This is a genomic window from Paenibacillus sp. FSL A5-0031, from assembly GCF_001956295.1.
Classification (GTDB): Bacteria; Bacillota; Bacilli; order Paenibacillales; family Paenibacillaceae; genus Pristimantibacillus.
The window spans coordinates 139,661-165,388 of record NZ_MRTD01000004.1 but is presented as its reverse complement, the minus strand read 5'-3'; the positions used below and the strand labels follow the sequence as shown (position 1 = coordinate 165,388).

The window sequence follows — 25,728 nt, the reverse complement described above, 5'->3', positions numbered from 1 at the left end:
CCATTAAAGTTACATGTTAAGTTATGTACATGGTACTTAAAACACAATTTCAGTCTGTTTAAAACAAATCCTTCTACCAATTGACAGGAAAAATGTTCCGTTGTATACTCTCCATAAAGTCTTGTGTTAGTTTACATTACATTTAAAAGTAGATGGTTCATAAACTTTGGGCCCGAAGTTGAAATCCCCTTCCTTCATCAATGCAAATAGTCTGTTCACGGATGTTATGCATGCTTTTGGAGTAAGGGGATTTTTTATTGCCATCTATGAACAAATGTGCATGTTTACGAGAACTTAATTTCATTTTGATGTTGTGATTACACTTTGTAGCTAATCTAATTGTTGGGTAAACTATTTTATTCATTAATGGTTGTGGAGAGGGGAAAATGTAGGATGCACAAATTGGTCATACGAATACAAAGAAAAGCTTGCATGCTGTTAGCGGCTCTTCTTTTGGTTGGAGGTACGCTCGGCAGCTTAGGTGCGCCGGTTCAGGCGTCGCCTGCAGGAGATAATATCGTTATTTCACAAGTGTATGGCGGTGGGGGGAACAGCGGAGCAACACTGAGAAATGATTTTATCGAATTGTATAATCCGACGAATAAAGACGTTGTATTGACAGGTTGGAGCGTTCGATACGCAAGTAAAGAAGGTGCCTTCACAGTTGGAAATACAACAAATTTAACAGGGACTATTAAATCAAAAGGCTACTTTCTAATTCAACAAGCGAGTAACGCTGCCGTGGGAGCAAGCCTTCCAACACCTGATGTTGTAGGGACATTGGCAATGAGCGTCTCTGATGGGAAAGTAGAACTGTTAAACAAAACATCAGATAAGATTGACTTTATTGGTTACGGAGCAGCGAACGAATCTGAAAAGCAGCCAACAGCAGCTTTATCCAGCTCAAAAGCTGCCATTCGTAAAGCAGATACAGGAGCAGCAAGTGACAGCCGCGGGAAGGATACAGATAATAACTCCGCGGACTTTGACATTCTAACACCCGACCCGCGCAACTCCACATACGGTGTTGTCGCTGTTGATGTTGAAGCAGTAACGCCAGACGTAAACGAAGGAGCTGTACTTCCGGGTACAATCATTAAGCTCTCGACGCCAACGGTTGGCGCTAGTGTTTACTACAGTGTATACGGTGCAGGAGAAACGCAAGTTGCTCCAGAGGACTTTACATGGTATCAACCGAATGTAACAGAAATTAAAATTGATGCGCCTACAACGGTTCATACTTATGCCAAAAAAGAAGGTTTTCCAAATAGTGCTTTGCGTGAATATTCTTATACGATATCTACACTAGTGACTATCGCGCAAGCACGTGCGGCTGCACTTGGTACAAGCGTAACGCTTAGTGGTGTTGTAACACATCGAGCGGATTCAGGCGCTTTTGTAAATCTTTTTGTACAGGATCAAAACGGAGGCATTATTGTCAGAGTTCCAAACAGCGTCTCCGCACAACCGGGCGACATGATTGAGGCTTACGGCAAGCTGACTGAATTTTCGGGATTGCTTCAATTGGAGGCATCTGCTGAAAATGCAAAAGTAACGGGTTCTGCTCCTATTCCAGATCAGATCGTTGTTGATTCTTCGAGCTTTGGCAAAACGACTGAAAATCGCAACAAATTCGAAGGTCGTTTGGTTCAAGTCAAAAATATTAAAGTTGAAAGTGTTGCCAGCGGCGTTGTTACAGCTACCGATGCTGTGAATGGCGGCAAAGTTATTATTTATTCTTCCGATGCTTCGTTCGTGGCAGGTAAAACTTTCGAGCAGGTTACTGGCGTTATGACGTTCCATTCCAGTGTAGGATTGGAATTATTGCCGCGTAATACACTCGACATTGTTGAGAAACGGTTGGCTGTTCAAGCGAGCATTCCGTCAGGCGGCATTAACGCTGGAGGAGCTGTATCGCTAAGCTCACTAGTTCCGGGTGGTGTGATTCGTTACACGACAGACGGAACTGTTCCTACAGCTACAACAGGAACGCTTTATACGAAAGCCATTGTTGTAAATGCGGATATGGTCATTAAAGCAGTTGTAACAGCTGGTGGAGTGACAAGTGATGTATCGACGTTTACGTATAAAGTATTAGAAAATACGAATGGTATTGCCATTCATACAATTCAAGGTGAGACGCATAAATCGATCTATACCAATGTAAAGGTTTCGAATGTTACTGGTATTATTACTTCGGTCAGCGCGAATTCCTTCTACATGCAGGCACCTGATGCGGATCAGGATGAGAATTCGAATACGTCCGAGGCTATTCAGGTGTACAAGCCAGCACATGGTCTAGCTGTTAAGGATGGAGTATCAGTCACAGGTACTGTAGAGGAATTTGGAAACAGTCCATCTTTGACTGTAACGCAAATCAATGCATCAACAATCACTAAGGTATCGAGCGATAACCAGCTTCCTAAAGCTACATTGGTAGGAACAGGCGGTCGAATCATTCCTAACCTGATCGATACCGACAGCTTCAGTAAGTTCAACCCAGAAAACGATGCAATTGATTTCTTCGAGAGTTTGGAGAGCATGCTCGTTGAAGTGAAAAATCCAACGATTACTGGACCTTACGCGAATGCGGTAACTCCAATTACGTTTGATAATGGTGCTAACAATCCAGAGAAAACCGCTGTAGGCGGAATTGTATTGCAAGGAAATGGTTTGTCTGCTATTGATAGCAGCTTGAACCCGCAGAAGCTGTATGTAGGCGGATCAAAGCCAGCTGGTGCAGAGATTAAAACTGGCGATGCATTTAACGGCAATATTATTGGCGTAATTCAATACGCTGGTGATCTGTATAAACTGTTGCCTACACAAGCTTTGCCAACTATCGTACGCAGTACAAACGTCCAGAAGGTAACGAGTATCGTGCCGAATGCGGAAAAGCTGACGATTGCTACATTTAATGTGGAAAACTTCAGCGCAGATCAAACAGCTAAAGCTGCAAAAATAGCTTCAATTATTGTAACGAATATGAAGCAGCCAGACATTATCGGTTTAATGGAAGTACAAGACAACGATGGCGAAAAGGATACCGAAAATACGGATGCTGAACAAAGCTTCAAAACGCTGATTGATGCGATTAAAGCAAAAGGCGGACCTACGTATTCTTATACAGACATCGCTCCTGAGAGAAATAAAGATGGCGGCGCTCCTGGCGGTAATATCCGTGTAGGCTTCTTATATCAAGCCGACCGTGTAACACTTGCTCAAGGAACGAAAGGCGATTACAAATCAACAATTAAAGTAAACGGAATTGGCGGCTTAACGCAAAATCCTGGCCGTATTGGCTCTGATGACGCTTCAACATTTGCTTCATCTCGTAAACCGCTTGTAGCAGAATTTATGTTCCAAGGAAAACGAGTTGTTGCGATTGCGAACCATCTGAATTCAAAAGGTGGAGACGGCAAGCCTTGGGGCGATGTTCAGCCGGTTGTTCGCAGCAGCGAAGTGCAGCGCGCGAAGCAAGCGGAAGCTGTTAACAGCTTCGTGAAGGAATTGACAACGAAAGACCCTGAAGCAAGCGTAGTCGTATTAGGCGACTTTAACGATTTCCAATTCTCAGGCACATTGAACAAAATTAAAGGCAATGAATTAACAAATCTTGTTGATACGCTGCCAGTTTCAGAGCGTTACTCGTATATCTATGACGGTAATTCACAAACGCTTGATCACATTCTCGTGGATAAAACGATTGGGACAACAGCAGAAATCGACGTAGTACATGTCAATGCAGATTTCTCTACAGAACAGGGCAGAGTTAGCGATCATGATCCGCTTCTCGCGCAGTTGGATCTTTCAGCTAAGAAAAAGAAAGAATTTGCAATGACCGTATTGCATACAAATGATACGCATGCGAATTTGGATTTAGATACGACGAGCGTACCGAACAATATCTTACGCCGTGTGACGGCGATTAAGGAAGCGAAAGCAAGCTCGAAGAATCCGATTCTGGTCGATGCTGGAGATGTGTTCTCAGGCTCGCTGTATTTCAACAAATACCTGGGACAAGCGGACCTTGCATTTATGAATTTAGTTAAATACGATGCGATGACCTTCGGTAATCATGAATTTGACAAAAATTCGAATGTACTTGCTGATTTTATTAAAAATGCAACGTTTCCTTTCGTTTCATCAAATGTGAATTTTTCGAAAGATGTTGTTTTGAACGAATTGTTCAAAAACGAAATTGGCAATGGAACCGTTGGTGCAACCATATATCCGGCACTTATTAAAGATATTAATGGTGCGAAAGTCGGAATCATTGGTCTTACCACGGAAGATACGGCTAATATCGCTTCACCGGGCGATGTAACTTTCGAAAATGCAGTCGAGAAGGCCAAAGAGACAGTTGCTATGCTTCAAGGAAAAGGCATTAACAAAATCATTGTTTTATCTCACATTGGTTATGAGGCAGATGTGGAGCTTGCTAAAGCGGTGCAAGGTATCGATATCATTGTCGGAGGACACAGTCATACGAAACTAGATGCAGCAGTTGTCGACAATTCGGATCCGAGCGCACCAAAGCTTATCGTTCAAACGGGTGAAAAAGGCCAGTTCCTTGGCAAGCTTGAAGTGAGCTTTAACGATGAAGGTATTCTAACCAAATGGCATGATCAACTGATATCCATCGATGCGATGACAGGTAAGGAATTTAACATTGATGAGGATACCGAAGCTAAACAAATTTTAGAATCGAAGTATAAGCCCGGCGTTGTTGAGATGTCAAAAACGGTAGTAGGAAATACGGATGTTATATTGAATGGCCTTCGTGCTGATGTTCGTTCAAAAGAAACGAACCTTGGAAATTTGATCGCTGACGGTATGCTGGCAGCTGCGAAAGCGGCAGGAACAAATGCGGTCATTGCGCTGCAAAATGGCGGCGGAATACGTGAAACGATTAGTGAGGGGCCGATCACTCAAGGGGAAGTATTAACCGTTCTTCCATTCAATAACGATTTGGTTACGATCACTTTAACGGGCCAAGAAATCAAGGACGCAATGGAAAACGGTGTGTCTACGATTACAACGACTAAGGACGGTCGCTTCCCGCATATCGCTGGAATGCGTTTTGACTATGACTCGACTAAACCAGTAAACGAGCGTGTAGTGCGCATTCAAGTGAAAAACGGAGATAGCTACGTTCCGATCGATTTGAAAGCAAAATATGAAGTTGCGACAAATGCTTTTACGGCCAAAGGCGGAGATTTCTATGCTTCACTTGAGAAGGCCTATAAAGAAGGACGCGTAAACTTATTGTATTTGCCGGACTACGAAGTGTTTACGAACTACATTCAGAAGCTTGGAGCTATTACGGCGGCAACTTCTGCTGTTGAGGGCCGGATTGTTGATCTAAAAGGCGAGCCGCTTCCAGGTGAGAACGATCCATTCAAGCTAACGATTATGCATGTGAACGACACGCATGCTCACCTTGATTCGATTGCAAAACGTTTTACAGCGATTAAAGAAATTCGTGCAGAAGTAAAAGACTCTATCTTGCTTGATGCAGGTGATGTATTCTCAGGTACGCTGTTCTTCAACAAATATCTTGGTCAAGCGGACTTGGAGTTTATGAACAAGATTGGTTATGACGCGATGGTATTCGGAAACCACGAATTCGATAAAGGTCCAAACGTACTTGCTGATTTTATCAAAAAAGCGGAGTTCCCGTTTGTAAGCTCCAATATTGACTTCAGCAAGGAACCTGCAATGAACGGACTTGTATCTGAGCAGGCAATCGGTAAACCAGCTGCGAAAGGTAAAATTTATGACGCAATTATATTGGATGAAGGCGGGCAAAAAATCGGCGTATTCGGCTTAACAACGGAGGACACAAAATTCCTTGCTTCGCCAGGAGATAATATTGTGTTTGAGGATTATATTAAGAAAGCTGAAGAAACGGTTAAAATGCTCGAAAAAGAAGGCATCAATAAGATTGTGGCATTGACGCATCTAGGAAATGAATTTGATAAAGTATTGGCTGAGAAGGTTACGGGCATCGACGTTATCGTCGGTGGACATAGCCACACGAAGGTTGACGCACCGCTTGTATATCATGCTGCGGGAGAGCCGACACTCGTTGTACAGGCAGAAGAGTATGGCAATTATTTGGGCCGCTTGGACCTCGAATTCAATAACAAAGGGATATTGACCGCATGGAATGGCAAGCTGCTTACAGTTAGCGGCTATGCAGCGGACCCGGAAGCTGTTGAAATGCTGAAGCCATATAGTGCGGGTGTTGAGAGTATTCAGAAACAAGTGATCGGCAAAACAAATGTGTTCCTAGATGGTGAACGTGCTTCTGCACGAGCAAAGGAAACCAATCTCGGAAACCTAATGACAGACGGAATGGTCTCCAAAGTAAAAAGCTTTGTAAACAGCAATGAGGCATTAAAGGAATTAGATGTAAAAGGTTATGTAGGGATTCAGAATGGTGGCGGCATTCGCGCTTCGATTAAGAAGACAGCTGAAGGTAAAGTAGATGGAGACATCATGATGGGTGAATTGCTTACTGTGATGCCTTTCGGAAACAACCTTACAGCGCTTCGTATGACAGGGCAAGAAATTGTTGCTGCGCTTGAGAACGGTGTAAGTGGAATCGAAACAGGACAAGGCCGCTTCCCGCAAGTATCGGGCATGCGCTTCTACTACGATTCTAGTAAGAAACCAGAAATTTTGGATGCAGACGGAATTCTTAAGCAAACTGGCGAACGCATTACGAAGGTTGAAATCAAAAACGCAGATGGCAGCTACAGTGCAATTGATTTGAACGCTTATTATTTTGTAGCAACAAACTCATTTATGGCTAATGGCGGCGATTTCTATCGCTCGATGAAGCAAGCCAAAGATGCTGGACGTCAGCACGAAATGAACATTGTTGACTACGAGGTATTCTTGGAGTATATCAATCAACTAGGTACGATTAATGCAACGACTGAAGGACGCATTGTTGATGTGAATGTTGTAGTTCCAACACCTACTCCAACACCAACAACACCGCCGGTGACAACACCGACGCCGACACCAACGCCAACACCGACGACACCGCCGGTGACGACACCAACGCCGACACCATCCATCACATTTAGTGATGTACGCGGCCACTGGGCGGCAGATGCTATTGCGAAGGCAGTGGAAATTGGTTTTGTTAATGGGTATGGAGACGGTACGTTCCACCCTGGAGACACAGCAACAAGAGCGCAATTTATTACAATGGTAGGCAGAGCGCTGAAGCTTGAATCGTCGACGAGCAAGCTGGACTTTGCAGATGCAGATCAAGTTCCTGCATGGGCACGCTCCTTCTTTGCACAGCTTATTGAAGATAAGGTCATTGCAGGCTACGAGGATAATACGCTTCGACCATCAAGTGAATTAACAAGAACGGAAATGACCGTAATTCTTGTTCGCGCACTAGGCATTAAAGTTGATCCGAAGGCGAAGCCGACGTTTGCTGATTTGAGTGACATCCCTGTATGGGCACGTCCTTATATCGCTGCGGCACAAGCCGAAGGACTAGTAGCAGGCATGGGCGGCAATAAATTTGCACCTAAGAAAAATGCAACAAGAGCAGATGTGGTTACACTGATTTTGTCCGCATTAGAGTATGAAGGAAGAAACGGAATTTAATTAAGCAAAAGCGTCCCATTCCACTTGTTAAGAGTGGGGTGGGACGTTTTTTTTAGTAAGATTTGTTGTTTTCATACAAAGAAGGCGACACTTCATTTGAAACCTATGTTAAATTAGAGGGAGTAGATACCGTTTGCATTTCTAGACATAAATAGAAAGAGTGAAACTTGGATGGCTGATGATCGACTGGATGATAAGCTTAGCAAAATGATTGATGTAGCAAGGCTGTATTATGAACTGGATTATAATCAGGAAGAAATCGCCCAGAAGCTGGGGGTATCGCGCCCTACGATATCAAGATTTTTACAGCAGGCGAAGGATGAGGGGTACGTTCAAATAAAAATCGTACACCCGAACGAAAACAATTTTGTTCTGGCGAATCGTTTGGAAGCGAAGTTTGGGCTGAAAAAAGCGGTTATCGTTTCTGTGCCGCAGTATGAGGACAGCATCGTAAAGAGGTATATTGGCGAAGCGGCAGCGAACTATTTATACGATACGGTAAAAGATGGCGATATCATTGCGACAACGTGGGGAACGACGCTCTTTCAAATGGCTTCTCAGCTTAAGGATAAGCCGGTTCGCGACGTTAAGGTCGTGCAGCTCAACGGCGGGGTTAGCCATTCGGAAACCAATACATACGCTTATGAAATTGTTCATTTATTCGGCAAGGCTTTCCATACGATTCCTTACTTTATTCCGCTGCCGGCGCTTGTTGACCATGAGGTTGTCAAGCGGACGATTGAATCGGATCGCCATATCCGCAATATTTTGGAGCTAGGAAAGCTTTCTAATATTGCCGTTGTAACCGTGGGAGCCCCTACGGATGATTCTGTATTAATTAGAGCCAATTATTTCACAGATTCCGATCTGGAAATTATTCGCGAGAAGGCCGCTGGCGATATATGCTCACGCTATATTGATATTACAGGCAATATTTGTTCAACACTCATGAACCAGCGCACGATTGGAATCAGTCTCGATGAACTGAAGCGCAAGGACCAGTCGATACTTGTGGCGGGCGGTGCGAAGAAGGTAGATGGCATTTATGGCGCGCTGCGCGGCGGCTACACGAATGTACTCATTACCGATCAGTTTACAGCGAGGTATTTATTAGAACGGGATGTGTAAACATCCTATAGAACGAACGAGGGGATCTTAGCTGCAAGGCAGCAAATAAGATCCCCTCGTTTTTCTTCCTATATCTCTTATTGAAGTGCAAATCGCTCAGCGGAGTCAACCGTATGCTTCAGAAGCGTGGCGATCGTAACAGGACCTACGCCTGCTGGCACAGGGGTGATCGCACTTGCTTTTGCTAGGCATGCCTCGTAGTCAACGTCCCCAATATTCCCTTTATTGTACCCTGCATCAAGTACTACAGCGCCATCGCGAATCCATTCGCCTTGAATAAAGCTTGGTTTGCCGACTGCAGCAACGACGATATCGGCAAGACGCAATAGCTCTGCTAAATTTTCTGTTTTGGAATGACAGGTTGTTACGGTTGCATTGCGGTTCAGCAGCATCTGAGAAACGGGTTTGCCTAGAATCGGGCTTCGTCCAACGACGACGGCATGTTTGCCTTCAACCTTGATGTCATAGTAATCAAGAATAGCCATAATAGCAGCAGGGGTACATGACGGATACTGGGCATAACCAAATGCATTTTGAGCAAAACCTAGCGCGGTTACACCATCAACATCCTTATGGATACTAATCGCTTCAAAGGCAGCGCGCTCATCAATTTGATGCGGAACGGGGTGCTGCAAGAGGATGCCGTGAATAAGCGGGTCTTCATTAAGCTGCAAAATAACGTCAATCAAATCATCTGTGGATATGTTTTTGTTCAGATGAATACGTTTGGAATCAATGCCAAGCCGCTTGCATGCATTGCCCTTCATTCGAACGTAGGTTTCAGAGGCAGGGTCATCGCCCACCAGTATTGTCGCTAAGCATGGAATGATTCCCCGCTTGCTTAGAGTCTCCACTCTTGCTTTCAGCTGCTCTTTAATTGCATCGGCCACAATGGCTCCATCCAAAATCAATTTTTCCGTCATCTTCTACCTCAGCCCCTTATAAATAGATGTTAAAAAACATAAAAAGGCAAGGGGTATGTCCCCTTACCTTTGCCCAGGCGTACGGCTAATGATCTGTGCGCTTCCTCATGGCTATCCATGTTCCGCCAGTTACGCACAGCTTTTTAATGGTATTTTGATTTTAACAGGTGGAAAGTTTAAAAGCGAGTCATTAACGTTATTTTATGATTATTTAGGTGTAGAAATGAGAGGATGGATGCTATAATTACTTTATCAAGAGGGAGCGGGTCGCGCTGCCCTCTTTATTGCAGTTTGCGCAAAATGATGGGAGATAGAGGTGATAAGTTGTTAAAGCTCACTAGATTTTTGAGGAAATATTGGCTTAGCGCTGTGCTTGCACCATTGTTTATGCTGCTAGAGGTGTTTATGGATTTGCTGCAGCCGCAATTCATGGCGAGCATTGTGAATGATGGCATTATAGCGGGGGATCTCACAGCAATCGCGAGCACCGCGCCCAAAATGCTGATCGCCGCATTAATCGGACTAATAGCAGGTGTCGGCTGCACGGTGTTCTCGACGATAGCATCACAAAGCTTTGGGGCTGATCTCAGGCAGGAGCTGTTTCAAAAAATCCAGTCGCTGTCGATTCGATCGCTTGACCGTTTTGGTTCAGGCTCTATCGTGACGAGACTGACGGGTGATGTCACACAAATTCAGAGCTTAGTATTGCTGCTGCTCCGCGTATTTGCACGCAGTTCATTTATTATTATCGGCAGTCTGGTCATGGCTTTTGTAATAAGCCCGCGCCTTTCTATTATTTTGCTCGCAATGATACCCTTATTAGCTCTATTCCTCATCATTACAACTCGGATTACCGTTCCTTTGTTTTCAATGATGCAGCACCGGCTTGATCAAGTGAATACCGTGATGCAAGAGAATTTGTCTGGTATCCGCGTTGTGAAAGCATTTGTAAGGTCCGATTACGAGGAAGAACGTTTTAATGAAACGAACTCAAATTTACTGCATGCCAGTCTAAAAGCAGCTAAGATCGTTGCGCTTAATACGCCGCTTGTGTCGATCATTCTTAATTTTAGTATTGTAGCTGCATTATGGTATGGGGGAATGCTCACTGAGCACGGGGCGCTGTCGGTGGGCAGTCTCGCCGCCTTTTTAACTTATATTACACAGCTTCTCTTCTCTACTCTAGGACTTGGAAATCAATTGATTGCAATCTCTCGGGCGAAGGCTTCTGCTGACCGCATTAACGAGATATTGGAGGTACCGGCAGATAAATGGACAGCTGAACGAAAAGCTAACGAGCAGTCCAAGAAAATACAGGCTGGCAGAATTACGTTTGACCATGTGAGCTTCAGCTATGAAGGCTCGGAGAAAAACATACTTCACGACATAGATCTGGATATAGAGCCAGGCGAGACAATTGGGATCGTAGGAGTAAACGGCTCAGGAAAATCAACGCTGGTCAGCCTTATACCAAGGTTCTATGAAGCGACAGAGGGGATGATTCGCATTGATTCCCATCCGATTAACGAGATCGCTTCTGCAGAGCTGCATAGCCATATCGGTATGGTGCTTCAGCAGGCGCATCTATTCAGTGGAACCATTCGTGACAATATCAGCTATGGCAAACCGGATGCGAGTCAGGATGAAATAGAGGCAGCAGCCAAGGCGGCTGAGGCTCATGCCTTTATTATGAAGCTGGAGAATGGCTACGATACGCTGCTTGGCCAGCGCGGGGTCAATCTGTCCGGCGGCCAAAAGCAGCGGTTGTCCATAGCTCGGACGTTGCTGCTGAAACCTAAAATTGTCATCCTTGATGATTGTACAAGCGCGGTTGATCTGAGAACGGATTTACTCATACGCAAATCATTGCAAGAGATTATGAAGAGCAGCACTTGTCTTATCATTGGTCAGCGAATTGCATCCGTACAGCAGGCAAATCGGATTATTGTGCTTGAGGATGGAAGAATTACTGCAATTGGCACGCATCAGGAGCTTCTTGAACAAAGCAAGCTATACCAGAAAATGGCCTTTTCCCAGCAAGGAGCTTGATAGATGAATCATACGCTAACGACATTAAGAAGAATTGGAACTTATTTGCTTCATGGCCGCGCTAGATTGCTGGCGGTTATTGCACTAACGATAGTTGCCGCAGGACTTACGCTCGCCGGTCCTTATTTTTTGGGCAAAGCTTTGGATGATTATATTGTAGCGAATCGATACGAGGGGCTGCTTTCTATTTGTTTGCTTATGCTTGGCATATACGCGGCTGGCAGCTTAGTCAGCTGGCTTCAAGCCATTTATTTAGCTGATGTATCGCAGCGGACCGTATGGAGTCTTCGCAAGGAATTATTTAATCATTTGCAAAAGCTGCCTATTCCGTTTTTTGCGAGTAAAAACCACGGTGAGCTCATGAGTCGTACGACGAATGACATCGACAATGTTACGAATACGCTGAATCAAAGCTTAATTCAAATTATATCGAGCGTTATCATGCTCATAGGCTCGTTCGCGATGATGCTTTTCTTAAATGTGTGGCTAACGCTTGTAGCACTCATTGTTATTCCGGTCATTGTTTTGGTAACGAAACGAATTGCGAAGGTAACACAGCGTCAGTTCAAAGGACAGCAGCAGGAGCTTGGCGGGCTTAACGGCTTTATCGAGGAGACGGTATCAGGGCAGAAGGTCGTAGCCCTGTTTCATCAAGAGGAGCGAATGGCGGAGCAGTTCAGCGCCGCTAATGCCAAGCTGAAGAAAGTCGGAACAAAAGCTCAAATTTATTCGGGTACGATGGGCCCGTTTATGAACATGTTTGGTCATATCAGCTATTTGATCATTGCAGGTGTCGGCGGCTGGCTGGCAATTCATGACCATGCAACAGTGGGCGTCATCATAAGCTTTCTCGGTTATTCAAAGCAATTCTCAGGCCCTTTGAATGAGGTTGCCAATCAATATAACATGATTCAGTCGGGGGTAGCAGGCGCGGAGCGGGTGTTTGAGATGATGGATATTCCATCAGAATATGAAGAACCCGAGGCCGTGAAAGAGATGGAAACGATTGGCGGCAAGGTAGAGTTTCGTGATGTGCGGTTTGAATATAACGACGGAACCGCAGCGCTTAATAACATCTCCTTTATTGCGAAGCCGGGAGAGACCGTTGCGCTAGTGGGTCCAACTGGAGCGGGCAAGACTACGATCATTAATCTGATTGGGCGATTCTATGAGATCAAGGACGGTCAAATACTGATTGATGACGAAGACATCTGCACGATAAACAAAAACAGCTTGCGCAAACAGCTAGGAATCGTGCTGCAGGATGCCCATTTGTTCTCGGGTACCATTCGTGAGAATATCCGCTATGGCAAGCTGGATGCTACCGATGAAGAGGTGGAGGAGGCGGCTGCCCAAGCGAATGCGAATAGCTTCATCACGAAGCTTCCACTAGGCTATGAGACCGAATTGACAGCGGAAGGCGGGAACATAAGTCACGGTCAGCGCCAGCTTATCACGATTGCTCGGGCCATTCTTGGAGACCCCGCGCTGCTTATACTCGATGAAGCAACGAGCAGTGTAGATACGCTGGCTGAGCTCCAAATTCAAGAAGCGATGAAGAAGCTGCTTAGCGGCAGAACGAGCTTCGTTATTGCGCACCGACTCAGTACCATACGAAATGCGGATACCATTTTATTTATTAAAGATGGTGAAATCGCGGAGCGCGGTACACATGATGAGCTGCTCGCCAAAAAAGGGTTATATGATCAACTGCATGGCAGTCAATTTTTACAACAAGTATAGACGTACGGTCTCATAAAGGTCATATGAATGTGGTACAATGAGACGAGCGATACAATTAGGAGATGACAGACGATGACAGAACAACTGAACGAGCAAGAACTTTTGCAGTATATAGCAAACGAAACAAATGCGGATGAGAAGCTGATTAAGCTTGTATTAAAGCATGAGCAAGCGTTTATCGGCAGCGCGAAGGAAGATAAAAATGGCGAGGTAGATATTGACGGCGACGAGCTCGTAGATTATGTACTGAGCCGTCCTGATGTAAAGTCGAACGAGCTGGTTGTGGAATCGATCTTGGACGCAGAAATGGATTATTTGATGGACAAAGGCCTTGCAGGTTACGTAGACTAATCTGTGAGCACAAAAAGGTAAGTCTATGAAGGACTGCTTCTAAGCGCATGTTGGCTGAGGCAGTTCTTCTTGTGTTGGAAAGTTTATAATATTTTTGTAAACACTAGCTGAAAATAGATGTTTTGCACGGTTATTGCGACGGAATAAGGACAGGATAGTACAGCATATGTTCTAAACGAGGTACATGCGTTTTTGAAAAAAATGCTTTTTTATGCTAAAGTTATAGGATGAAATCGGGAAAACGGAGGATGGGCAGTTGGCAAAAACGCATAAGGGGTTATCTTCTTTAGAAATTTTTAAGCGGTTTATTTTTATCTCGATTGGTTCGATTTTAATGGGCGTCGCACTCGAATTGTTTCTTGTTCCGAATAATGTAATCGATGGTGGCATTGCCGGTATATCGATTATGTTGGCGCACCTCACATCGCTTCCACTCGGCGTGTTCTTGTTCGTAGTAAACGTACCATTCCTAATTCTTGGATACAAACAAATTGGGAAAACGTTTGCGATCTCAACCCTTTATGGCATTATCGTCATGTCGATCACGACATCATTGCTCCATCACGTTGAAGCATTTACAGAAGAAAAGCTGCTTGCTGTTTTGTTCGGTGGTCTTATTCTCGGTGCAGGAGTTGGTCTTGCAATACGTTTTGGCGGCTCGCTGGATGGCGTAGAAATTGTATCGATCCTGATTTCGAAGAAAATGCGTATGCCAGTCGGACAAATTATCATGATATTTAACGTTATCATTTTTGTAATTGCGGGATTTGTGTTTGAATGGGATTCAGCCATGTACTCGATGTTTACATATTATATAGCGATTAAATTAATTGATATCGTTGTGGAAGGTCTCGATGAGTCGAAATCGGTAACGATTATTTCTTCTGAATATGATGAGGTATCGCAAGCGATTATTGACCGTTTAGGTCGTACAACGACATTGATCCAAGCGCGCGGCGGCTATTCGAAGGATGAAACGCAAATGATCTATTGCGTCGTATCCCGACTTGAGCTTGCGAAGCTCAAAGCTATCGTGCAATCCATCGATGAGAATGCCTTTATTGCTATCGAGCATGTATCCGACGTCATGGGCGGCGGATTCAGCAAAGGCAGCATCCACTAAGGCATAACAATAAAATCCGGCTGCCACGTCAGAAGACGCGCAGCCGGATTTTTTTATATTATAAGCTTGTCGAAATAGATGGATCACTCACAGGCCTAGCGAGACCCTTGTCTTTTACACATAGCAGAAACAAGAGCGCAATAACCATGCCTCCTGATGAGAAATAGAACAGCACGGAATAACCAAGCAGATCAATCAAGCCGCCCATGAGCGGCGGTGAAGCGATAGCAGCAAGTGAAGAAATTAAGTAATAGATGCCTGTCCGTGTACCAATGCTTTGCTCTTTGCCGAGCGAAACAATAAACGGATAGGAATTGATATTGATCATCGCCCAGCAGATGCCTCCGACAATAAGCAAGGTACGAAGCGGGAGCAGCGCGTCTGCGAAAGAGATCGCTGCAAAAATAACGATGAGGCCAATAACCCCTAACGTGATAATAAGCTTTTTGCCGAAGCGGTTGCCAAGCAGTCCGCTTGGAATGGCGGCAGCTACAAAAGCGAGTGAGAAGAAGGCGAGCGAGAATGATGATTGGCCTTCGGTTAGCTGTAAGTGCTTTGTGCCATACAGAGTAAAGAAGGCTTCAACCCCTTGATAGGAAAGAAACCAGAAGAAAATTGCGCCAAGCAAAAAGATCGTAGGACGGTTCCATTGTTCTTTGAACGATATTTTTGTTTTTTCCTCAGCAGGCGAGTATGAGAGTGCATCACGTTTTTCTTTTATGTTATTCAATAGAATGACTAAACAAATGAGCGTTAAAATGGATGCAACTAGAAAAGGGAGTGAGTGATGTTTCTCATATAGAAACGAGCCTCCTGCGAAAGCGATAATGGAGCCGATTCCGCCCATGAAGTTAATAATGCCATTTGCTTTTGTACGCTTGCTGTCATGAGTGATGTCGGGCATAAGCGCGACGGTCGGGGAGCGGTACAAGCTCATCGACAGATTCATAAGCACCATAAACAATACGAGCGTGAGCAAGCTTGTGTGCCAAGGGATGAGCGCACCGAACAAGGCTGCAAGTGGCATGCCGATGAGCAAATAGGGCATTCTTCGGCCAAGGCGTGTGTTTGTACGATCACTGCGGCTTCCAATCCATGGCTGCAAAAAAAGAGCAAAGTAATTATCGATCGTCATCATGAATCCAATCAGCGCCGTACTCGTCAAAAACTTATCAAGAAAAAAGGGGACGAATGCGTTGTAAAGCGCCCATGTAATGCTGATGCTAAAAAAACCGAACCCGAGCAGCCATGTTTTTTTCATACCGCTTATGCCCCTCTCCTTAACAGCACCTCAGCCAATCGATCAGGATAATCCGTAATGATGCCGTCTACACCTGCGTCAATGAGTCGCTCCATCTCTTCCGCATCATTAACCGTAAACGGATGGTAGGCAATGCCATGTGCAGCGGCGGAAGCTGTCCATTCTGGCGTTACAGCGTATTTGAAAGGATGCAGTGCATCAGCCTGAAGCGTCGCCGCATATTCCCAAGGACGATAAAGCCCTTCCATATATAGAATACCGGTACGAATTTCAGGCGCCAGCTGCTTGCAGAGCAAGAGCGAATAATGATTGAAGCTGGATAGGATGATGCGATCAGCCATTCCGAAGGCTCGAACCATGTCAATTACCTTTTGCTCCAAACCTGGATACTGGATGATTCCGTTTTTAAGCTCGATATTTAAAATGATATCCGTATGACGGAGAAGCTCAAGAAGCTGCTCTAAAAGTGGAACTCGTTCGGCGTGGAAGGCGGGGCCATACCAGCTGCCAGCATCGAGTGACATAAGCTCCTCGTATGCTGTATCCTTTACAAGCCTGTTCAAGCCGGTTGTTCGCATTAGTGATTCATCATGAATGATAACCATGTGGTCGTCCTTCGTTAGTTGAACATCAATTTCGATGCCAGTAGCTCCTAGCTCAATGGCTTTCTTGAATGCAGCGAGCGTGTTTTCGGGACAATAACCGCTTGCTCCGCGATGGGCGAAATTAATAATAGTTTTAATAACGATTCATCCTTTCTGCACAATAGAGTCTATTACTAACTATATAGAAGTAATATTATGGCTGTGTCAAACACGAAAAAAAAGCGGGCTTCGGAATGTTTCCAATAAGAGTTAAGCGAAGCGGTAATACAGGAGGAGGTAGGTAGCCAGTACGAAAATAAAATTAAGCGGAACAAACACCATTTGCGTGAAGGTCGTGCGATAAACGGAGAGCGGTTTCTTATAAATGCAAGCGCCTTCGATGATAAACAAAAGCAGTACGATGTGAATCATAAAATGACCAATCAGCTCTTTCATGCCAAATAGCATCGTTGCGGAGATGAAAATGAAGGTTAGCACCACAGACAACATTCGGTTTAAAATACCGATTACGAGTAAATAACCGACCACAAACTCAATAAAACCAGCCATGACGATAAATAGTGAGGTATCGAAACCAAACGTGGGTACGTGATGTTTCATAATAATGTCCTCTGCCATTGTCGGGTAAATCCATTTCTCTACGGCGACCCAGCAAAGCGATAAGCCTGTTCCCAAATAGAGAAGGGGGAATCCCCATTCGGATTGTTTGGTCCGCTCGAGCAGCAAGGCGCCGATAATGGCCAAATAAAAACCATAATCAAGCATATGAAATATTCCGGCTTCAATGCCTGTTTCAATGAACAGAACGAGCAGCACAAGCGCACCAATTTTTGTTGCATAGTGCCGCGGAATAAGCAGTAATATGATTGCAGCCCACATGAGGATCGTTTGCCAGCCGTCTGTAAGCTTAAATTCCAGTGCGAAGCGTGTTCCGGAAGCTGCTTGAATGAGAAGAGCAGCAGCTGTGCCGTACTTTAGGATGGGTAAGGAATATCGCCGGAGCTTAACGAGCTGGCGATCCACCTTTGTAGATAAATTTGAGCTCGACAACTCAGGAAGGAACTTGGTTAGCGCGGCGAGCAGAACGGTGATGATCATTGCCAGCTTCATGAAAAAAGGAGAAAGAATGGCGGCAAGCGGTTGTTTCTCCGCGATGATGTCTGTAAACCATTTGACATGTGCATAATAATCCATTAACTGATATTCCTCCGATTCGATGTGGTTTAGGATGAACACGAGGATGATCGTAGCATACTAGAGAAAAGAATAAAAGTGTAATATAAGGGATAAATTTACATTATTGAAAAGAGTATTTACATACCCCTAAGGGGTATGATATTATAAATTTATTAAGTAATACCCCATGGAGGTATGCGAAATGAACAATGAAGCAATAATCGATGGGAGTCATGAGCATTCCCATCCACCGGATGACTGCTGCGACCCAAATGGTCCGCGGAAGAGTCATCACTCCTCACAAATGAAGGACAATTTAACAAAGCGCTTGAACCGAATTGAAGGACAAATTAGGGGCATTAAGGCGATGATAGAGAAGGATACGTATTGTGATGACGTGCTTAATCAGATTGCCGCAGCACAATCCGCTCTGAACAGTGTCGGCAAGCTGCTGCTTGAAGGACATATGCGAAGCTGCGTAATTGAACGGATTCAAGCAGGCGAAAGTGAAGTTATCGATGAATTGCTCATTACCGTTAACAAACTAATGAAATAATAGACGGAGAGGGGATTTTAATGATGGCAAACGCAGTATTGAAGGTAGAGGGCATGACATGTGGTCATTGTGTCAGTTCGGTTGAGAAGGCCGTTGCAAATGTAGGAGCGGTAGGCAAGGTAGATTTGGCAAACAAGAAAGTAACGGTCGATTTCGACGAATCGAAGGTTACGATAGAGGCAGTAAAAGCAGCGATCGAGGATCAAGGCTACGATATCGTATAAAATAAAGCAGGTAGGGGCTGAATGCAGCCCCTCTTTTTTTGGTTCTGATTTCGTTTATTATGAAAGCAATAAATGTAACGTTTATATTAAAGAAGTGCTTTTAAATCTTTAATTTGCTCGGTATGCCGCTGCTCATGCAAATATAGCAGTTCGATCCATTGATCTAATGGCAAGTTGCCAAACCTCGGGTGATTCACTGCTATTTCCTCCACAATAGATTTATCCTCAATCTTAACAAGAACATCCATTAATTTAATTCTTGATTCGCTTAATAATTGAATGATCTGTGATACTTGAAATGGTCCTGAATCAGGTTCTGAAATTTGGGGAGCTTGATACTTCACCGACTTATCCAACACAATCTCAATAGGCTGACGTTCGGTTTTGGATAAAATCTTTTGCTTAATCCCGAATAAAATGGCCTTTCTAAACAAATTTTCCGTTTTCAATAAATGATGGCAAACCTGAGCTATACTCCACATTGAAGTTTCAAATGTACGATTGAATTCATCGTCATTTAGGAATGATATTTCATTTAACAAATTCTCTCTAGTTGTAGATAAATACTTATTAAAATCATCCATCTGATCCTCTCCTTAAGCGGATGGTAATATCTACTATAATCATATAACAAGGTACTATGACTTGGTACTATTTATTACAATATTCTAAGCACTGGGATAACGTTTACTGTCGTCCGTTAGCAGGATTGAGGCTGAGGCCGATGGGCAATAATGGATGAGATTAGATTTTAAAGCATGAGGTGAATGGTTATGAATAAATCGGCTTTGCACTCAAAAAAATATCAGAAGCGGACAGTAGCTGCGGGATTCATAATTCTTGGCTTGCTTGCGGCGGGCTGCGGAAGTCCGGCAGGGAGTGAGCATTCCCAGCATGCTGTGAGCAATGCTGCTGTCGCAGATGAACATCGTGGTCACACTGCTAAAACAGAGGGTGATGAGATAGAACATGAGACTTCGGAAAATCATAGCGGCCACAACGACTTAAAACAAATGTCAGCAGCCGATATTAAGCTGGAATGGCGTTATTCTCCAGTGCGTCCTGATCCTGGGGAAGAAACAAATATCGAGCTGTTTCTTTATGATCAAGTGGGAAAGGCGATTGAAAAATATGATGTCAATCATGAGAAGCTCATGCATCTCATTCTCGTAAGCGAGGATTTGAAGGACTTCATGCATATTCATCCGGAGTATAAAGGAAAAGGTAAGTTCGAGGTAGCTGCATCCTTCAACAAGAGTGGAAACTATAAGCTGTACGCAGATTTTATTCCAACAGGTTCTCCGCAAATGACAGTTACCTCCCTTCTACAGGTGTCTGGAGCAAAACAAGCTCAGGGGCCGCTGAAGAAGGATAAAAACTTAACAAAAATCGTTGATAGTATTGCTGTCTCCTTGAAGATTTCCTCATTTAAAGCCGATCAAGAGACAGATTTGATATTCACGTTAAGCGATGAAAAAACGAAAGAACCGATTACTGATTTACAGCCTTACTTAGGGGCTATCGGACATGTTGTTATTTTGAGCGAGGACATGAGCCGTTACCTGCATGTCCATCCGAAGGATGACAACCGAAGTGGACCGACTGCTGAATTCTCCACTCGTTTCCCTGAACCGGGGTTATATAAAATTTGGGGACAATTTCAGCGTGGAGGAAAAACATTTATTGTTCCGTTTACGATTGAGGCAGAGTAAAGAATTGATCAACATTAAATATTTATATAAATGCTAATCACTCAGAAATGGGTGATTTTTTTGTGCTTAAACATGAAAAACGAGGCAGTCCAGCGGGTAATAAGCAGATTGTTAATAAAAATGTGATTCTGCATTGAAAAAAGTTGAACGAAAATTTTGCTTGAATCGAATTTTAGTACTTGAAAACGTAAAAATACGTGTTAAACTAAATCATGTAACATAATCATTAATCAATTAACATAATGGTTATTTCTCATGGAGGTGAAGCTTGAGCTAAATAAGTTTACGTATGTTTTAATGCAATAATATAGGTTCGCGCTATACGGTTAATAAATTAACTAGAATATAAGCAAACTGGGCTGTTAAGTCAAGAGCTGCTTATGTTTGATTCAAAACAGAAGCCGAGCAGTGAAAGTAAGCTGGAGTTGTTTAAGCTCTACAATGCTGATAACTAGAGGGAGTCATAGCAGCAAGAGAAACAAAAAATAGAAATTGTTTTTGATGCCTGCAAAAAATGCTTCTGATTAACAAATGTGTTAAACACTGTTTACTCATCTATGAACCATAATCAAGCAAGGCATTAATGACTATATCGTTTAAGGGTTAAAATGTAAACGCTTTATTCAAAATTACGGAGGAGGCTTTTTTAAATGAAAAAGTTAACAAGCACTTTCATTTTTATGTTGGCTCTTATTATGCTCGTAACGGCATGCTCCAGCGGTGCAGGTAAAAACTCGGTTAATAATGGTAAAGAGAATACGCCTGCGAATACGGAAGGCAATAAGGAAGCGTCTACAAATGAGCCGGCCGCTAATAATTCTGAGCCTGATGGCGGGGCTGCCAAGTCCTCCATTGATTCGTCGATTGCAGGTGAAGTAACGTTCTGGACGTTCCTTGACAACAAAGAGAAGGATGCTGCGCTTCAAAAGGCGTTTAATGAAGTTTATCCGAATATTAAGCTGAAAACGATTTTTGTACCGTTCGGAGATTTGCACGATAAGCTGCAAACGACTTTGGCAGCTGGCAAAGGAGCACCGGATGTTGCACTTGTTGAGCAAGGCCAATTTACACGCTATAGCACAGGAAATGTGCTGGAGGATTTGCTTCAACCACAATATGATGCGGGCAAATATCAAAGCCTTGTATCGGAGTATAACTGGAACCGCTGGTCGTCCATTGACGGCAGCAAATTGTTAGGTATGCCGTGGGATGTTACACCTGCTGTAACTTACTATCGTGCAGACATCTTTGAAGAGCTGGGCTTGCCATCTGATCCAGCCGAGCTTGGCGAATACATTCAAGATCCAGACAACTTCTTCACACTAGCTCAAACGTTGAAAGCAAACGGAAAGTATTCCATGGAATGGCGTGATTCACCCGTTCACTGGTTAGGCGATTCACTTGGATACTACGACAGCGAAATGAACTGGGTTCGCAACACGGATGAGTTCGTAAAATTCCTCGATATTTCAAAACAAGTTAACCAATTGAAAATTGCTCCGCATGACGGCATCTACAGTGACAAAGGCAAGCAGCGCGTGAAAAAAGGCGAGTCCCCAATGTACGTAGCGGGAACTTACGGCGCACGTGATCTAGAAATCAACTTCCCGGATCAAAAAGGCAAATGGAAAGCTACAACAATGCCTTTTGGGCTTAACGTAGGTATGGGCGGATCGACATTCGTCATTCCTTCACAAAGCAGCAATAAAGATGCAGCATGGGCATTCGTAGAATTTATTACAACGTCCGAAGCAGCGTGGAAACTATGGATTGAACAATCGGTTCAACCGGATTACAAGCATATTACAAGCCAAGAATGGTACCTGTCACATACAAATCCTTACCTCGGCGACCAAGAGGATTACAAGTTCTACAATGAGCTTGCAAGCCTCATTCCTATTAGACGTTTTACTCGTCTTGACGGTTTAGCATGGCCTTTATGGGTTGAAGGTGTATTAGCCGCACTTGATAAAAACGTTGATTCAAAAACAGCCATTCAGCAAACGCAAGAAAACATTGAGAACAAGCTGAAGGCTGAAAAGGAAAAACTGATTAAAGAGCTCGCCCAATAATTTTGTTTCCTTTATCAGAAAACCGAATCATCCTTCATTGAAGGATGATTCGGCATGATAACACAACTATACGTTTTAACATTTATCGCGAAACGATAGCTGCGCCTGCTTTAAATGACGCAAGCCGTTTACGCTAGTATGGCAAGGGGGTGCTCCTTGGTGATCCGCTCACTAAGCAAGTATAAGGTAACATTGATTGTCATTGCCGCATTAGTCTGCTTCTTTTTATGGTGGAATAATTCAAGGGGCTACAACGATGATGCGATGGCTGGAATTGCGCTGGATGCTGGAATCGATCAATCGTCAATTTTGGAAGGTGAAGACGCCAGCAGTAAGCTGGAGCCGTCTTTTAATAAATATGTAGACAGCTGGAGTGAACAAGGAGCGTCGGATACGACGGATTTCAGCATCACGCTGTCTTCTACAGATTATGAGGGAATCAGCGAGTCAGGAACACAAATCGTTTCGGGCTTAGGTGATCAGCCAGGTCAAGCCTTGGCTCTTATGGATGAGGACAGCTGGGCGGACTATTCCTTTGAAGTGCCGGAGGATGGCTATTATCAAATGGGAATGAGCTATTACGCGATGGAGGGCAAGCGCTCATCCGTCGTTCGCAGCTTGCAAATTGACGGAAAATATCCGTTTTTCCAAGCGAAGAAGCTGGAATTCCAAAGGATGTGGAAGGAAGCCGGAAAAACATGGTTTGACAATCAGAATAATGAATTCAATCCGCGAAGGGAAGAGACATTCGGTTGGCAATACCGGGAATTCCGTGATGCAGAAGGCAAAACGTACGAGCCGTTTCGTTTCTATCTGACTAAGGGCAAGCATACGCTGCGCCTTCAAGCGGTTAGGGAACCTGCGGCAATTGGGAAAATTGACATTTACTCGCCGGTCAAGGTACCGACTTACGCCGAGGTTGCCAGCACATATGAACAGAAGGGCTACAAGAAAACGGCAGGGCAGCTCATTAAGGCACAGGCCGAGCTGTCGACCTTAAAATCCGATCCGACGCTGAAGCGTATCGAGGATCGCGAGCCGTTAACAGAGCCATTCAAAAAAGATTCTATTGTACTTAACACGTTCGGCGGCGCTAGCTGGCGAACGGGCGGACAGTGGGCGGAATGGGAAATTGAGGTGCCTGAAAGTGGTCTGTATGAAATCGGAGCACGTTATGGGCAGTGGTTTCTTAACGGAATGCCAACACAGCGGACAGTAACGATTGACGGCAAGCTGCCATTTAAAGAAATGAATGAAATTTCTTTTCCTTATAAGGCAGAGTTCCAAGTTGCTAAGTTCGGCGGCGACAGCGAGAGCAAAGAGCCCTATCTCTATTATCTAGAAAAGGGCAAGCATACGATTCGAATGGAAGTTCAGGTCGGTGCGCTTGGGCGTATGCTCGAGACGGTTACAGATACGACACGCAAAATGTCACTGCTCGGCCGTGAGGTTATTCAAGTTACGGGTACGAACCCCGATCCGAATGGCGACTGGCGCTTGGAGCAAAATATCGCGAATCTCGTACAACGCCTGCAGCTTATGGCCAAGAGCTTCGACGATACGATCAAAGGTCTTTATGAGCTGGGCGTTGACAAGGGCAGCTCTGAAGTAAGTCCGCTATACGAAGCGCGCGACGTACTGCTCAGCATGTCTAAAGACACAACCTCTATTCCAGGGCGCATGCTGCAATTCAATGATTTGCAGGCATCGCTTGGGACATGGGTGAATGGTCTGAGCAAGCAGAGCTTGCTGCTTGATTATCTCATCATTAAATCGCCAGATACGGCATGGCCGAAGCCTGATGCAGGCTGGTTGGCTAGAACGGGTACGATGATTTACGACTTTACGAGCTCGTTTACGAAAAACTATGGCGGTATCGGCAACGTGTATGAAGACGAGAAGGTGCTGGACGTTTGGGTAGCGAGAGGGCGCGACTGGGTCGACATTATTAAGCAAATGATTGATGAGGATTTCACCACAGAAACAGGCATCAAAGTAAATGTCAACGTGATTCCGGCTCAGCAGATGCAAGTGCTCTTGCTAGCGAGTACGGCGGGTCTAGCGCCAGATGTTGCGCTTGGCGTAGAAGGTGAGATTCCAATTGATTATGCTGTGCGCAATGGTTTGGTCAACTTGGAGGAATACGACGATTACGATGAAGTAGCCGCTCGCTTCAGACCAGGTGCACTTATTCCTTATAAATATAATAACGGCAGCTACGCTTTGCCAGAAAATCAAAATTTCAACATGCTGTTCTATCGCAAAGATATTTTGCAGCAGCTGGGCATTTCCGAGTCTGAAATTCCAGACACTTGGCAGGAGGTTATGGATCTTATTCCGATCTTGCAGCAAAACGGAATGGACTTTTTCTACCCGCATGCTCCGAATAATCCGGCGCTTGCGATTAATGAATTTGCGCCGTTCCTGTTCCAGCAAAACAGCGAGTTTTACCGTGAAGACGGTAAATATTCGAACCTTGATTCGCCAGAGGCGATGAAGGCATTTAAGCTTTGGACAGGATTGTTCACGAACTTTAAAATTTCGAAGCAAGCCGATTTCTATAACCGTTTCCGTTCCGGCGAAATGCCAATTGGGGTAGCGGACTATTCTACTTATGTGCTGCTATCCACTGCAGCGCCGGAGCTTACAGGCTGGTGGGGCATGAAGCCGATGCCGGGCACCCCGCAAGAGGATGGACAAATAAACCGTTCAACTGGCGGCCTCGCGCAAACGGGCATGATTTTCAAAGATACCGACATGAAAGAACAATCATGGGAATTTCTGAAATGGTGGACGAGTGCAGATACGCAGGAAAGATTCGGCTCCGAGCTTGAAGCGCTGCTTGGCGTAGAAGCAAGATGGAACACCGCTAATATCGAGGCGCTGAAGCGTATGCCGTGGCAATCCTCTGATATTAACGCGATTCTCGAGCAGTGGGAATGGTTCAAGGAGCGCGAGGTTGTCATTGGCGGTTACTACACGACCAGACATATCGCGAATATTTGGAACCAAATCGTATTGAATGGCAAAATACCGCGTGAAGCGGTGGAGGAAGGCGTTAAGGAAATCGATAAGGAATTGCGCAAGAAGCGCGAGGAATTTGGTTTAAATGATGCGCCTGCATCTTCCAGTCAAGCAACTTCCAAAGGAGGCGACAGCCCGTGAAA

The 25,728-nt window shown here is 44.5% G+C and carries 16 protein-coding genes and 1 riboswitch; of the genes, 11 read left to right on the top strand and 5 right to left on the bottom strand.

Features of this window, described 5'->3' with window-relative positions:
• The first annotated feature begins 393 nt into the window (after positions 1–393).
• Positions 394–7,638, top strand: a complete 7,245-nt coding sequence (locus tag BK120_RS09105) for a 5'-nucleotidase C-terminal domain-containing protein (protein ID WP_076267184.1) — start codon at positions 394–396, stop codon at positions 7,636–7,638.
• A gap of 171 nt (positions 7,639–7,809) precedes the next feature.
• Positions 7,810–8,766, top strand: coding sequence for a DNA-binding transcriptional repressor DeoR (locus tag BK120_RS09100; RefSeq protein ID WP_076267183.1), 957 nt, complete (start codon positions 7,810–7,812; stop codon positions 8,764–8,766).
• Between the two features lie 77 nt (positions 8,767–8,843).
• Here the strand turns inward: BK120_RS09100 and BK120_RS09095 are convergent, their stop codons facing one another.
• Entirely contained in the window at positions 8,844–9,689 is an 846-nt protein-coding gene (locus BK120_RS09095) for a bifunctional 5,10-methylenetetrahydrofolate dehydrogenase/5,10-methenyltetrahydrofolate cyclohydrolase (protein ID WP_076267182.1), read from the bottom strand.
• 64 nt (positions 9,690–9,753) lie between these two features.
• Positions 9,754–9,832, bottom strand: a riboswitch (ZMP/ZTP riboswitch).
• A 157-nt stretch (positions 9,833–9,989) separates the two neighbouring features.
• Between BK120_RS09095 and BK120_RS09090 the strand changes: the two genes are divergently transcribed.
• The 4 genes from BK120_RS09090 to BK120_RS09075 all read left to right on the top strand — a co-directional run bounded on the left by BK120_RS09090 (position 9,990) and on the right by BK120_RS09075 (position 14,955).
• Positions 9,990–11,738, top strand: a complete 1,749-nt coding sequence (locus tag BK120_RS09090; RefSeq protein WP_256710835.1) for an ABC transporter ATP-binding protein — start codon at positions 9,990–9,992, stop codon at positions 11,736–11,738.
• 3 nt (positions 11,739–11,741) lie between these two features.
• Positions 11,742–13,481 (top strand): ABC transporter ATP-binding protein, encoded by a 1,740-nt coding sequence (locus tag BK120_RS09085; protein ID WP_076267181.1) that lies wholly within the window; start codon positions 11,742–11,744, stop codon positions 13,479–13,481.
• Positions 13,482–13,553: 72 nt separating this feature from the next.
• The gene (locus tag BK120_RS09080) at positions 13,554–13,832 is read left to right on the top strand and encodes a hypothetical protein (protein ID WP_076267180.1); all 279 of its coding nucleotides are present in this window, start codon (positions 13,554–13,556) and stop codon (positions 13,830–13,832) included.
• A gap of 256 nt (positions 13,833–14,088) precedes the next feature.
• The gene (locus BK120_RS09075) at positions 14,089–14,955 is read left to right on the top strand and encodes a YitT family protein (protein ID WP_076267179.1); all 867 of its coding nucleotides are present in this window, start codon (positions 14,089–14,091) and stop codon (positions 14,953–14,955) included.
• Positions 14,956–15,013: 58 nt separating this feature from the next.
• Here BK120_RS09075 and BK120_RS09070 read toward each other — a convergent pair whose 3' ends face one another.
• The 3 genes from BK120_RS09070 to BK120_RS09060 all read right to left on the bottom strand — a co-directional run bounded on the left by BK120_RS09070 (position 15,014) and on the right by BK120_RS09060 (position 18,015).
• Positions 15,014–16,216: an SLC45 family MFS transporter gene (locus tag BK120_RS09070; protein WP_076267178.1), complete on the bottom strand. Its 1,203-nt coding sequence runs from the start codon at positions 16,214–16,216 to the stop codon at positions 15,014–15,016.
• A gap of 5 nt (positions 16,217–16,221) precedes the next feature.
• Entirely contained in the window at positions 16,222–16,959 is a 738-nt protein-coding gene (locus tag BK120_RS09065) for a glycerophosphodiester phosphodiesterase (protein WP_076267177.1), read from the bottom strand.
• A gap of 111 nt (positions 16,960–17,070) precedes the next feature.
• Complete coding sequence (locus BK120_RS09060) at positions 17,071–18,015, bottom strand: DoxX family membrane protein (protein WP_083681775.1); 945 nt, start codon at positions 18,013–18,015, stop codon at positions 17,071–17,073.
• A gap of 184 nt (positions 18,016–18,199) precedes the next feature.
• Between BK120_RS09060 and BK120_RS09055 the strand changes: the two genes are divergently transcribed.
• A complete protein-coding gene (locus tag BK120_RS09055; protein ID WP_076267175.1) occupies positions 18,200–18,553 on the top strand; it encodes a metal-sensitive transcriptional regulator in 354 nt (117 codons plus the stop codon).
• Positions 18,554–18,576: 23 nt separating this feature from the next.
• Complete coding sequence (locus BK120_RS09050) at positions 18,577–18,777, top strand: copper ion binding protein (protein WP_054023077.1); 201 nt, start codon at positions 18,577–18,579, stop codon at positions 18,775–18,777.
• A gap of 86 nt (positions 18,778–18,863) precedes the next feature.
• Here BK120_RS09050 and BK120_RS09045 read toward each other — a convergent pair whose 3' ends face one another.
• Positions 18,864–19,361, bottom strand: coding sequence for a DinB family protein (locus BK120_RS09045; RefSeq protein ID WP_076267174.1), 498 nt, complete (start codon positions 19,359–19,361; stop codon positions 18,864–18,866).
• A gap of 189 nt (positions 19,362–19,550) precedes the next feature.
• On the opposite strand from BK120_RS09045, the gene BK120_RS09040 reads away from it, so the two are divergent.
• The 3 genes from BK120_RS09040 (at position 19,551) to BK120_RS09030 (ending at position 25,726) form a co-directional block, all read left to right on the top strand.
• A complete protein-coding gene (locus tag BK120_RS09040; RefSeq protein WP_076267173.1) occupies positions 19,551–20,489 on the top strand; it encodes a hypothetical protein in 939 nt (312 codons plus the stop codon).
• A gap of 650 nt (positions 20,490–21,139) precedes the next feature.
• Positions 21,140–22,561, top strand: coding sequence for an ABC transporter substrate-binding protein (locus BK120_RS09035; RefSeq protein WP_076267172.1), 1,422 nt, complete (start codon positions 21,140–21,142; stop codon positions 22,559–22,561).
• Positions 22,562–22,720: 159 nt separating this feature from the next.
• On the top strand, positions 22,721–25,726 hold the full coding sequence (locus tag BK120_RS09030; protein WP_076267171.1) for an extracellular solute-binding protein: 3,006 nt from the start codon (positions 22,721–22,723) through the stop codon (positions 25,724–25,726).
• Positions 25,727–25,728 lie beyond the last annotated feature (2 nt).